Annotated in this window: 8 protein-coding genes; all 8 read left to right on the top strand. The window is 70.9% G+C overall.

The annotated features are described in order from the left end of the window. The first annotated feature begins 76 nt into the window (after positions 1–76). Entirely contained in the window at positions 77–1,051 is a 975-nt protein-coding gene (locus tag IOE58_RS01185) for an AAA family ATPase (protein ID WP_193864602.1), read from the top strand. Further along, positions 1,048–2,454 carry a DUF58 domain-containing protein gene (locus IOE58_RS01190; RefSeq protein WP_193864604.1) on the top strand — a complete coding sequence of 469 codons (1,407 nt, stop codon included), beginning with the start codon at positions 1,048–1,050 and terminating at the stop codon, positions 2,452–2,454. The genes IOE58_RS01185 and IOE58_RS01190 overlap by 4 nt, the downstream gene beginning before the upstream one ends. Next, on the top strand, positions 2,451–4,958 hold the full coding sequence (locus tag IOE58_RS01195; RefSeq protein WP_193864605.1) for a transglutaminase-like domain-containing protein: 2,508 nt from the start codon (positions 2,451–2,453) through the stop codon (positions 4,956–4,958). The genes IOE58_RS01190 and IOE58_RS01195 overlap by 4 nt, the downstream gene beginning before the upstream one ends. A 284-nt stretch (positions 4,959–5,242) precedes the next feature. Continuing rightward, on the top strand, positions 5,243–6,769 hold the full coding sequence (locus IOE58_RS01200) for an RDD family protein (RefSeq protein WP_228018451.1): 1,527 nt from the start codon (positions 5,243–5,245) through the stop codon (positions 6,767–6,769). Beyond that, a complete protein-coding gene (locus IOE58_RS01205; RefSeq protein WP_193864609.1) occupies positions 6,766–7,641 on the top strand; it encodes a PP2C family protein-serine/threonine phosphatase in 876 nt (291 codons plus the stop codon). Before IOE58_RS01200 ends, IOE58_RS01205 begins: the two co-directional genes overlap by 4 nt. Before the next feature lie 2,175 nt (positions 7,642–9,816). Beyond that, a complete protein-coding gene (locus IOE58_RS01210) occupies positions 9,817–10,377 on the top strand; it encodes an FHA domain-containing protein (RefSeq protein ID WP_193864610.1) in 561 nt (186 codons plus the stop codon). Then, positions 10,374–12,029, top strand: coding sequence for a serine/threonine-protein kinase (locus IOE58_RS01215; RefSeq protein ID WP_193864612.1), 1,656 nt, complete (start codon positions 10,374–10,376; stop codon positions 12,027–12,029). Before IOE58_RS01210 ends, IOE58_RS01215 begins: the two co-directional genes overlap by 4 nt. Before the next feature lie 55 nt (positions 12,030–12,084). After that, entirely contained in the window at positions 12,085–12,795 is a 711-nt protein-coding gene (locus tag IOE58_RS01220) for an FHA domain-containing protein (protein WP_348981828.1), read from the top strand. Position 12,796 lies beyond the last annotated feature (1 nt).

The raw sequence follows: 12,796 nt of genomic DNA on the forward strand, positions 1-12,796 counted from the left end.
CTGCGATACCTACTATTGCCACGCCGTTGAACGTATACGGCGTGCCCCGCTACCACTTCCAGGAGAGACCCCGCCCATGAGCATGACCCCCGAACAGGCACGCTGGTTCGCCGACACCTTCGACAAGCTGGTCCAGAGCGTCGGTCAGGCCGTGCTCGGCAAGAACAACGTGGTGCGCCTGGTGCTCACCGCGATGATGTCGCCGGGCCACGTGCTTCTGGAGGACGCCCCCGGCACGGGGAAGACCTCGCTGGCACGTTCGATCGCGGCGACCGTGCAGGGCACCAGCACCCGCATCCAGTTCACCCCGGACCTGCTGCCCTCGGACGTCACCGGTGTGACGATCTACGACCAGAACACCAAGGCCTTCGAGTTCCACAAGGGACCCGTGTTCGCCAACGTGGTGCTGGCCGATGAGATCAACCGCGCCTCGCCGAAGACCCAGTCCGCCATGCTCGAGGTGATGGAGGAGGGTCGCGTCACCGTCGACGGCGTCACCCACGAGGTGGGCAATCCGTTCATGGTGATCGCCACCCAGAACCCCATCGAGCAGGCCGGCACGTACCGCCTGCCCGAGGCGCAGCTGGACCGCTTCTTGATGAAGACCTCCCTGGGCTACCCCGATCACGCCTCCAGCGTGCAGATCCTGCAGGGCTCCGCCGTGCGCGACCGCAGCCGCCAGCTCGCCCCGCGCATCTCCCTGCAGGCCGTCAACGACATGACCCAGCTCGCCTCCACCGTGCACGTGGATCCGGCCGTGCTGGAGTACGTCTCGCGCCTGATGGAGGAGACCCGCCTCGCGCCCGAGGTGCGCGTCGGCGTCTCGATCCGCGGAGCGCTCGCCCTGATGCGCGCTGTGAAGGCGTGGGCAGCGGTCCACGGCCGCCACTACGTCATCCCCGATGACGTCAAGGAGCTGGTGGACGTGGTGTGGCTGCACCGCTTCGTGCTGGACCCGGAGGCAGAGTTCTCCGGGACCACGGCGAAGTCCGTGATGCACAAGATCCTCAGCGAGGTGGCGCCGCCCCAGGCTCGACAGCGGACGGCATGAACGTCGATACCCCCCTTCCCAGCAACACGGCCGACGCCAAGGCCGCTCGCCGGGCCGCCAAGGCCGCACGCAAGCGCGAGCGCACCGCGGCCCGCGCCGCTGCTCGGCGTGCCAAGCGGCGCGGTGGCGTCTCGGAGTCACAGGCCCCTGCGGGCAGCTCCGACGCGACCTCCGGTCCGGGCACTGCCGCAGGCGAGGAGCCCCTCGGGCTGCGAGAGCGCCTCGGGGGGTTCTGGATGCGCCGGATCCACCCGGTCCTGGACGTGATCTCACCGATCGGCTGGGCGGTGCTCGGGGTCGCGGTGGCGTGCTGGATCCTGGGGCTCCTGCTCCGCATCACCGAGCTGAACGTGATCGCGCTGACGCTCACCGTGCCCCTGGTGCTGGCAGCACTGTTCGTGCTGGGACGCACGTCCTACAAAGTGAACCTGGACCTGCAGTCCCACCGCGTGGTCGTGGGTACGCGGGCCGTGGGCCGGGTCGAGGTCGCCAATCCCACGCAGCGCGTCATCCTGCCGTCCCGGATCGAGCTGGCCGTCGGTCAGGCCACGGCGCAGTTCATGGTGCCGCGCCTGGCGGCGGAGCAGTCGCACGAGGAGCTGTTCGCGGTGCCCACCAAGCGTCGGGCCGTGCTGGTGGTGGGTCCCGTGCGCTCGGTGCGGGACGACCCCCTGTCGCTGATGCGCCGACAAGTCACCTGGGCCCGATCGCAGGAGCTGTACGTGCACCCCCGCACCGTGCGCCTGGACGGGGCCGCCAGCGGATTCCTGCGCGACCTGGAAGGCACGCCGTCCTCGGACCTGTCCAGCTCCGACATCGCCTTCCACGCGCTGCGGGACTACACACCGGGGGACGACCGCCGCCACGTGCACTGGCGCACCACCGCGCGCACCGGCAAGCTGATGGTCCGCCAGTTCGAGGAGACCCGCCGTTCCCACGTGGTGGTGGCGCTGGACAACCTCGCCGACCACTACGCGAGCGAGGACGAGTTCGAGCTGGCCGTCTCCGCCGCCGCCTCGATCTCCGCCCAGACGATGCGCGAGGAGAAGGAGCTGACCCCGTTCAGCTTCGACGCCCTCCAGCGCACCGCCACCTTCCGCGTACTGATGGACGACTACACCGTGCTCGAGCAGCTCCGCGACCGCCACTCCCTGCACGAGCTCGGGCAGCAGGCGGCCGACCTGGCTCCCAACGCGTCTGCGGTGATGATGGTGGTGGGCTCCCACACCACGGCGCGAGAGCTCAACTCCGCGGCCAACCAGCTGCCCATCGGGGTGCTCGCCGTGGCGATCCGCTGCGTGGACGACGCGGAGGTGCGGCGCAGCTCCATCGGAGGCCTGGACGTGGTGACCCTCGGCGACCTCGATGCGCTGCCCAAGGCACTGCGGGCGGTGGGCCGATGAACGCGCGCGCCACGTACTTCGCCTCGGTCAGCAATGGTCGGCGAGCCGTCGACGTGCTGGTGCTGGGCTCGCTGTTCGTGATCGCACTGCTGGGCTTCCAGACGGTCTACGGCGGCATCCAGTACCTGCTCACCGGGTTGATGGCCCTGGTCCTGGCCACGCTGGTGGCGCTGATCGCGGCCCGCTTCCGGTGGGGCCCGCTGCGCACCGCACCGGTCATGCTGCTGGTGTACTTCCTGTTCGGCAGCATGTTCGCGGCTCCCACCCATGCGCTGTGGGGCATCGTCCCCACCCTGGGCTCGCTGAAGGAGCTGCTGTTCGCACCGGTCACGAGCTGGAAGGCAGCCCTGACCATCGCACCACCGGTGGGCACCGCTCAAGGGGTGCTGGTCGTGGTGTGGATCAGCATGCTGCTGCTGGCGCTGTTCTCGATGACCATCGTGATGCGCACCCGGCTCTACGCGGTCGCGTGGCTGTTCCCCCTGGCCCTGCTGCTGGTGAGCGTGGTCTTCGGCACCACCGAGGCCACCTGGCCGGTGGTGCGCGGCGTGCTGTTCGCCGTGATCTCGGTGGCCTGGCTGACCTGGCGGTTCGAGAGCGGACGGCTCGACAGTGCCCGGTCCACGATCATCTCCGACACGGTGCGGCCGGGATCCTGGAAGAACCCCGTGCTGCGTCGCCGGGTGATCGGTGGGGCCGTGATCATGGCGATCGCCGCCGGCGCTGCCGTGGGTGCCCAGTCCCTGCTGGACCCGCCCTCGGGGACCATCCGGCATGCCGTCCGTGACTACGTCACCCCGCCCTTCGATCCCCGGCAGTACGTGTCGCCCCTGACCGAGTTCCGCGGATACCTCAAGAACCAGCGCGATGCCGAGCTGTTCACCATCACCGGTGTCACCGAGGGCGAGAAGGTGCGCCTTGCCACCATGGACCAGTACGACCTGCACGTGTACAACGTGGCGGGGGGCCGTGACAAGGACGCGCCCGAGGGTGCATTCCTGCGGACGGCAGGGGGAGTGGACCTGCACGAGGCCAGCGGCTCCCAGCGCACCTCCACCGTGACCATCGGGGCGTACAGCGGCGTGTGGATGCCCACGCTGGGGGAGCGCACCAATCGCATCGATCTGGGGGATCTGCCGCCCGAGCGCAGCGGTGCCCTCGCCGAGAACCTGTACCTCAACGAGAAGTCCCAGACCGCGGTGAACTCCAGCGGGCTCCGAGCGGGCGACAGCTACGAGGTCGGCTACGAGCCCTACTCCGACCTCACTGTCGAGCAGCGACGCACCGCCAAGTTCGCTGACATCGACCTGCCGCCCAACGCCCGTCTCGACCCCGAGTTCGCGCAGCTGGCCGACGAATGGGTGGGAGGCGCCGACACGGACTACGACCGCTCCCAGACCCTCCCCCGCCACATCAAGCAGGACGCCTTCTACTCCAACGGCATCGATGAGGACGACACGGCGTCCCTGTCCGGACACGGGTACAGCCGCCTATGGTCGATGCTGCAGGACGTCGGATTCGACAAGGAGAAGTCCGACGCCGCCCCGACCGGGCGCATCGGCGATGAGGAGCAGTTCGCTGTGCTCACCGCGGTGATGGCCCGGGAGATCGGCATCCCCGCCCGGGTGGTGATGGGCTTCGAGGTGCCCGAGGGCGCCGAGGGCACGGTGGCGATCACCGGGGATGACGTCACCGCGTGGGTCGAGGTCGCGTTCGAGGGCCTCGGATGGGTGCGGTTCGATCCGGCACCCGATGACGATCAGGACCCGACCCAGCCGAAGCCCAAGGAGGTGGAGGAGCCCATGCCGCAGGTGGCCCAGCCTCCGCCCCCACCGGCGGAACCGCCCTCCCCACCGCCCGGCGCGACGAGCGAGGACAAGCCCCAGGACGAGGACCAGCCCGAGGAGACCCGCAGCTGGGTGGTGTACGCCGCCTTCGCGGCCGTCCCGGTGCTGCTGCTGTTCCTGGCGCTCACGGGCATCGTCGTGGCGAAGGTGGTGCGGCGCGGACGGCGCCGGGCCCGGGGTGCGCTTCCGGAGCGTATCGATGGCGGTTGGCAGGAGATCCTGGACCTGTTGACCGACATGGGGCGCCGACCCGACCCGTTCCGTACCCGCTCCGAGACCGCGGCGATGCTGGAGGGTGAGGTACCGGGAGCTGGAGCGGCCCTGCTCGCCAGTCGCGCTGATCGAGCGGTGTTCGGGCCCGACGATCTTCCTCCGGTGGTGGTGGAGGAGTACTGGGAGCAGGTGGCCGCCGCGCGGCGTACCATGACCGCCTCCGTACCGTGGCACAAGCGGATGCGCGCACTGTTCTCCTTGCGTTCGTTCCGCCGTCGCAGTGCGGAGCGGCGAGCTCACAGGCGCCGTGAGCGCGCGGCGGCTCGGGAGCGATCGCAGGCCGAGCGCCGTGCACACGCGATGCGTCGTCGTCGTGCACCCGTCTCGGGGGTGAGCGGCACGGGCTCGTCCCGAGGCAGCAGCAAGAGGAAGGGCAGATCGTGATGAGCCAGACGCGGTACTGCAGCACGTGCGGGACTCTGCTGTCGCAGGGGGCTGCCATCTGCGGGGAATGCGGGGCCCGCTATCAGGAGTCCCCGTACGAGCGCCGCGCCACCGATGCGCCGGGGGCATGGGCCCAGGCCCCCCGTTCGCGCTCTCGCGATCTCGGCGAGGAACCGGAGACCGCCTCTGAGGACGACGGCATCCAGCTCATCTCGCGGGAATCGCTCCAGCCGAAGGCCCCGGGCGCGACAACCCTGCGGCCGCCGGAACAGTACGATCAGCTGATGGTCACTCAGCAGCCTTCGAACGCCCCTGCGACGGGGTCAGCCTCCGGAGCGCCTGCCCCGGGCGGTTCCCACGCCGCGGGGGGCGCCTCCGGTGCGCCCGACGGCGCTGTGCCGGCGATGGAATCGCCGCTGGACGGCTGTGTCCCCGCCAGCCCGCTCAAGCGCTTCCTCGCCGCGCTGCTGGACGGCGTGATCGCGACGCTGGTGATGATCCCGTTGACGATCGGCCTGATCCTGGTGCTCACCCAGGAGACCGTAAGCCTGCTCGCAACGATCCTGGTGGGAGTGGGCGCTGCCCTGCCTGCGGCGTACACCGTGCTGATGATCTGGCTGCACGGAGCCAAGGGCTTCACCCTCGGCAAGCTGATCATGGGGCTGCGCACCACCCGCCTCTCGCAGGCCGGCCCCATCGGCCTGCTGCGCTCCCTGGGCCGCTGGTTCCTGTACGGCATCGCCTCGCTGATCATGGCGCTGTCGATCTTCCTGGATCCGAAGAAGTTGCTGCGCGGCTTCCACGACCGCGCTGTCGATTCGGTCGTGGTGGACATCAAGACCGGTCGCAACCCGATGAAGCCGCGCCCCGACGATTTCGAGCGACAGGACGCCGAGCACTACCTCGGTGCGCCGTCGGTGGCGGTCACCACGCACGAGAACCTCCTGGCGACCCCCGGCTCGGCCTGGGCCGGGCAGGGTGATGCCAGTGCCGCTTCCGCGTCGTCCCAGGACCCCCGACAGACCAGCGGGTGGGGTTCCGGCATCGGAGAGGCCAGCCCTTACGCCCCTCCGCCGCAGGATGCGCAGCAGACTGCAGGGGACTCCTGGGCACCTCCGGAGGTCCCCGCTCTGGCGTCCCCGGCACCGCAGCCACAGCAGCCTCAGGAGCAGCAGTGGGGTGTGCCGTCGCAGCCGCAGCAGGCACCCGCCCAGCAGTGGGCCGCCCCGTCACAGCCGCAGCAGGCGCCCGAGCAGCCGTGGGGCGGCACGGCCTCACAGGAGCCCGCCGTCCAGCAGCGGCAGGCACCGGCGGCGGCACCCCCCGGTGCGCCGCAGGGCCCTCCGTCGCAGCACGTCCCGGCCGAGCACACCACCGACGCCTGGGACGACGGCGACGTCGACGAGGAGACTCGCGCGGTGATCGGGGCGGATCAGGACCTCGGCGACCTCGAGCAGACCCGCGTCTCGGTCGCGGCTCCAAGGCTCCCCGCCGTCACGCTGCGCGCGGATGACGGCACCGAGAGGGTGGTGACGGGTCCGGTCGTGATCGGCCGCAATCCTGCTGCTGGGCAGGGCGAGGTGCAGTTCGTGCTCAAGGACGAGACACGCTCGATGTCCAAGACCCACCTGCGGCTGGACGGAACCGGAAGCGACATCACCGTCACCGACCTGGGTTCGACGAACGGCTCGGCCATCGTCAGGGCCGACGGATCCCGTGAGAGCCTGGTGCCGAACACCCCGACCGTCCTGCCCGAGGGGGCCGCCCTGGCCCTCGGCGATCGCACCCTGACCGTGGAGAGGGACACGTGATCGACCGCTCCCTCTCCGACCCGGACATCCCCGGGACCATTCGCGCGGTCTCTGCGGCGGCCACCCATGTCGGCCATGTGCGGGCGACCAATGAGGACAGCCTGCTGAACGCACCTCCCGTCTACCTCGTCGCCGATGGCATGGGCGGGCACAACGCCGGTGAGGTCGCCAGTGCGATCGCGGTCGAGGAGTTCGAGAAGCTCACGATTCAGGAGAACGTCACCGTCGAGCAGCTCGGCCAGGCCCTGCGGGCGGCTGCGGAGCGGATCGCGGAGCTGGGAGGCGAGGCGCAGCTCGGCGCCGGCACCACGGTCGCGGTCGTGGCGACCATGGTGCTGGACGGGGTGGGCTACTGGGTGGTGCTCAACCTCGGCGACTCGCGGGTGTACCGCTTGTCGGGCGAGATCTTCGAGCAGGTCAGCGTCGATCACTCGGTGGTCCAGGAGCTCATGGACCGCGGGGAGCTCAGTCGCGAGGAGGCGAAGGTCCATCCGTACCGGCACATGGTCACCCGCGCACTGGGTGCCGGGCCGGAGTCCGATCCGGACTACTGGCTGATCCCGGCCGAGACGAACGACCGCATGCTGGTGTGCTCCGACGGACTCACGGGCGAGGTCGACGACGCCACCATCGAGAGGGTGCTGCGGGGACCGCAGGACGTGCGAACGATCTGCGAGAGCTTGGTCCAGCTGGCGCTGGACGCCGGCGGTCGCGACAACGTCTCGGTGGTGGTGGTCGAGGCGGTCGAGGTGGTCGGCCTGGGAATCGCTGCAGAGACCACCGGTGGCCGGGAGCCGCAGGGCGAGGGTTTCGAGGTGGATGAGGACACCCTGCCGCGCGGGCTCGGTTCCGGGGGAGGCGCCGGGGCATGAGCGAGGGGGCGCCGCTGCTCGGGCGGGGAACGTGGATCCAACCGGGACCGGCCACGCTGGTCGTGCGCGAGTCGGGCTGGGCTCTGATGGTCCCCGGGCTGAAGAAGGAGGTCGTCGAGGCCGCCTGGACCGCCCTGGGGGACGAGCCCACCGCAGACGGCTTCCTGGACGACCTGGTCCAGGCCGCTGGGCTCGAGAGCCTCGACAAGCTTCCCGCGATCCTGTACGCACTGGTGGACGGCACGACCGCGCACGTGGGCGTGAAGGGCAAGACCCCTTTGGCGGTCTACACGGCGCAGGGGGCCCGGCAGATCGCAGGCACAGAGGACGAGCCGCTCGCGCAAGAGACGATCGAAGGGGTGCGCCGCATCGCCTTCGGCGACCTGCCGCCGGAGGAGCCCACCGGCGGGCTGCGCCTGGAGGTCGGCATCTCCCGCGTCCGCGGGTTCGTGCAGGCCACCATCGACCCGTCCGAGCTGGACGACGAGGCGCGCGCTGCACTCGCCGAGCAGGTGGAGAAGGACGGGCGCTCGATCGAGGATCCGGAGGCGAAGAAGCGGAAGGCCGAGAAGCCCAAGCCTCCGCCGCCGAAGGCGCCTGCGGCACCGAGCACCCCGGTGCGCAAGCCCATGCTGGCCACCCGGCCTCCCGGAGCCATGCCACCCTCGCGATCGTCCAGTGCTCCAGCCCAGGCGGCAGCGCCAGCTGGTCCCAGCGTGTTCGACGACCTGTTCGGTGACAAGAAGGACGACAAGCACAGCGACGCTGCTCCGGCACCGGCGGCCTCCAACGCCCCCGCTCCAGCACCCGAACCCGCTCCGTCTCCCGAGCCCGTCCCAGATCCGGAGCCCACCCCAGCTCCCGGGCCCGAGGCCAAGCCGTCCGTGGCCCCCGCGCCCGAGGCCGCATCGTCGAACGCCGCACCAGCGGGCCCCACCCCGTCGGAGCCTGCGTCGGAGCCGGATCAGCCTGCCACTGCCGAGCCCGCACCTGCTCCCGACGCGCCTGCCGCAGCTGCCCCGGGGAAGCGGCGACTCGTGAGCACCTCGCTCTTCGATCGGAAGCGACGCGCGCCGACGCCGGACCCGACCCCGGCCGCGCCGACTCCCGCGCCGGCCCCTGAGCCCGCCGCGACACCGCAGCCGACTTCTCCTCCTGAGCAGGTGGCGGCGCCCGAGCCTGCGCCTGAACCTGCCGCGGCCCCTGAGCCTGCGGCGACGCCACAGGCGGAACCGGCCGCTGCTCCGGGGAGCGCGTCCCCGCCGGAACCGGCCACCCCCGCCGACGCAGCTCCGGCATCATCCACCAGCCCGGACGTGCGGCGGCCTGCATCCCCAGCACCGCAGGAGCCACCGACCTCATCGATCCCGACCCCACCGGAACCGGATGACGACGAATCCCCGGTGACGCTCATCGCCCCGATCGAGGACGAGCACGCGACCGGAGACCCCGAGGACACGGGGACGGGCAAGGAGACGGACGAGAGGGGCAGCACCAGCGCGGACGCGCCCGCCGGCACCACCTCCGGTGGCACGGCCTCCTCACTCGGGTTCGGCAACGACCTCGACGCCACCGGCGCCTACGACGACCTCTTCGGCAAGACCGTGTTCCGCCGCATCGAGGACGCCGCAATACGACGCACCGACGAGGACGAGGACTCCGAGGAGGCGGGCTCGAGCTCCGAGACGGCACCGACCGAGCCCGACCAGGACGACGATGCGGCGCCCGCGGACGACGACACCCCCGAGACCCTGGCTCAGCCCGCCCGGCCGACGGCAGACGAGGCATCCTCCGCCATCGGGGGCGACTTCATCGACTGGGTGCCCGGCGTGGGGAGGGCTGCTCCCGAGATCGCACAGACCGCCGCCCGTCGTGCCTCGCAGCCGCCCCGGTCCAGCCCGCATACCCACAGGTCCACATGGCGGAGAGGCCCCCGCCCCCGTCACCGGTCCGCCCCGGGCAGTGGCACCCTCGTACGGCTCCGCACCCGTGCCCCAGGAGGGGATCGGCTTCCCCCAGCAGGGCGCCCCGCAGCCTGCGGGGCCGGCGGCGGCAGGGCCTGGACCGGCTCGACCTCACGCCGGAACCGGGCGGCAGGGCCACCCCTCGGCCCCAGGGCACACTGCCCGGGCGGCCAGTGCTCCGCACCCGGTGGCCCCCTCCGGGCCCCCTCCGATGCCTGCACCCTCTCCCGCACCTGCGGTGGGCGCCGGCCCCCGTCCGGCAGCGCCCGCGCACGCCGGATCCGCGGCCCCGGGTGGACAGCAGGCCGCCCGAGCCGTCGTGATCCCGGGCCTGCTCTGCCCCCACGGGCACCCCAACTGCCCCGAGCGAACCCTGTGCCGCACCTGCGGAGGACCGCTCGAGCAGAAGACCCGTCCGGTCCACCGACCGCCCCTGGGGACGGTCGACATCTCCACCGGTGGCGGATTCGTGCTCGACCGCTCCGCCGTCATCGGCCGTCGCCCCCGGGCCTCACGGGTCAGTGCCGACGACGTCCCCCAGCTGGTGACGGTCCCCAGCCCGCAGCAGGACATCTCCCGATCGCACCTGGAGCTGCGCCTCGAGGGATGGCGAGTCATCGCACTGGACATGGGCACCACCAACGGCACCACTCTCGAGCGACCGGGGATGGAGCCGGTGCGCCTGCGCGCAGGGGAGGGCGTGGTCCTCGGCGAGGGCGACCGACTCGACCTGGGAGATGGGGTCCGACTGACGATGAGGGGGATGGCATGAGCTCCCGTGCACCATCGCAGCCGCCCCAGCTGCCCGGCTACGAGTTCGAGAAGCTGCTGGGGTCCGGCGGATTCGCCGACGTCTTCCTGTACCGGCAGTTCCGCCCCCAACGACGGGTCGCCATCAAGGTGCTCCTGTCCAGCGTGCTCGACGACACCGTGCGTCGCCAGTTCGACGCCGAGGCCAACGTGATGGCCACGATGTCGACCCACCCCTCCATCGTCACCATCCACACCGCCGACGCCTCCAGCGACCACCGGCCCTTCATCGTGATGGAGTACTGCCCCCGCCCCAACTACGGGGTCCGGTTCCGCAAGGAGCGGATCACGGTGGCGGAGGCGCTGCGCGTGGGCGTGCAGATCGCCGGTGCTGTGGAGACAGCTCACAGGGCCGGGATCCTGCATAGGGACATCAAGCCGGCCAACATCCTGGTCACCGAGTACAACCGGCCCGCCCTCACCGATTTCGGCATCTCGATCGTCGCCGGGCAGAGCAGCGACCTGGAGGATTCCCAGGGGATGTCGATCCCATGGTCGCCCCCGGAGTTCTTCGCGGATCCCCCGCGCGCCGATGTTCGCAGCGATGTGTTCTCCCTGGCCGCGACCGTGTACTCACTGCTGGCCGGGCACACCCCGTTCGAGCGGGTCGGTCAGCGCAACACGGCCTCCGACCTGATCCACCGGATCACGAGCGAACCGCTGCGGCCCCTGAACAGGCCGGACGTCCCCGCCGAGCTGAACCGAGTGCTGTCCATCGCCATGGCGAAGGATCCGGCGGGCCGCTATGACACCGCCTTGGCGTTCGGGCGGAGCCTGCAGCAGGTGGAGATGGCGCTCTCGCTGCCGGTCACGCAGATGGACGTGCTGGATGACCGGGGCGCCCCGGCGGTACCCGCCGCCGATGACGACGAGCTGGACAGCCACACCCGGATCCGGAAGGTCGCCACGGTCGACCCCGAGACCGGGGGAGCAGCCTCGGGTGGGCCTCGCCGCCTCGACCCGTACGCCGGGGTGGCCCCGGCACTGGGCTCGCCCGCGCCGGAGGGATACGGATCACCGGCCTCCGCTGCCGCGGGGCCGGAGGAGTCCACGATGCTGCGGCCCGCCGGGACTGCGCTGTCCACGATGTCCGGCGCCTCACCGGCACCTGCTGGGCCCGCTGCCGTGGCGGCCCCGGAGCTCGCAGACGTGCGCAGGACCCCGGCCTGGCCGTTCGTGACACTGGCGGCCGTGCTGGTGATCCTGCTGGGCGTGGGTGCCACGCTCGCGGTGCGCCACTACTTCGTGGACAAGCCCGGCCCCATCGAGACCTCCGAGATCAACGTGCCCGAGCCCCCCGCCGAGCCACCGCCGCCGCCGGTGGACCCGCAGATCGTGGTGGTGGTCGCCGGAGAGCTCGGAGGGGAGACGGGGCGTGCACGGGTGGAGTGGGGGTTGCCCGAGGGCATCGAGGAGGACCAGCACTTCCTGGTGGAGTGGGTGGACCTTCCCGAGAACTACGAGGATTTCCAGGTCCCCCACGAGGTGCACGGCCGCTCCTCCGTCACGCTGGAGATCCCGCCCGGACAGACCGAGCTGTGCGTGCAGGTGCGCACGGTGGATCCTTCCGGGCCCTCCAGTGACCCGCAGCAGGCATGCATCGATGGCGGATGACCGGGACCGTGCGGGGACGATGGCAGGCAGGACCAAGAACGAGGGAGGACGGACGGTGACGTCGACGATATCTGTGGAGTTCTGCGGGGAGTGGTTCCGCGTCGCGGAGGGAGAGGAGCTGACGATCGGCCGGGACGCCGATCTCAACGTCGACGACGACAACCCCTACCTGCATCGCCGTTTCCTGTCCATCGTGCAGGTGGAGACGATGTGGTGGCTGGTCAACATCGGATCGCGCCTGTCCGCTACCATCACCGACGGCACCGGGACCATGCAGGCATGGCTGGCCCCGGGTGCGCGGATCCCGCTCGTGTTCGACGTGACCAAGGTGGTGTTCACCGCGGGGCCCACCACGTACGATCTCGAGATCCACGCCGACTCCCCGCAGTTCGAGCGCAGCCCCAGCCTGGATGACCCGGTGGGGGAGACCACCGTGGGCTCCGTGCAGCTCACCGCCAGCCAGAAGCTGCTGATCCTCGCCCTCGCAGAGCCGATGCTCACCCGGGAGAGCAGCGGGATGAGCGCGGTGCCCACCTCGGCTCAGGCCGCCGAGCGGCTGGGCTGGCCGCTGACGAAGTTCAACCGCAAGCTCGACAACGTGTGCGACAAGCTGGACCGCATGGGGGTGCGGGGCCTGCGCGGCGGCCCCGGCAAGCTCGCGAGCAACCGTCGAGCCCGCCTGGTGGAGCACTCGGTGTTCTCACGACTGGTGAGCTCCGAGGATCTGCCTCTGCTGGACCAGGCCCACGACGTCGACGAGGACTGAT

The sequence above is a fragment of the Brachybacterium epidermidis genome (assembly GCF_015209585.1).
Classification (GTDB): Bacteria; Actinomycetota; Actinomycetes; order Actinomycetales; family Dermabacteraceae; genus Brachybacterium; species Brachybacterium epidermidis.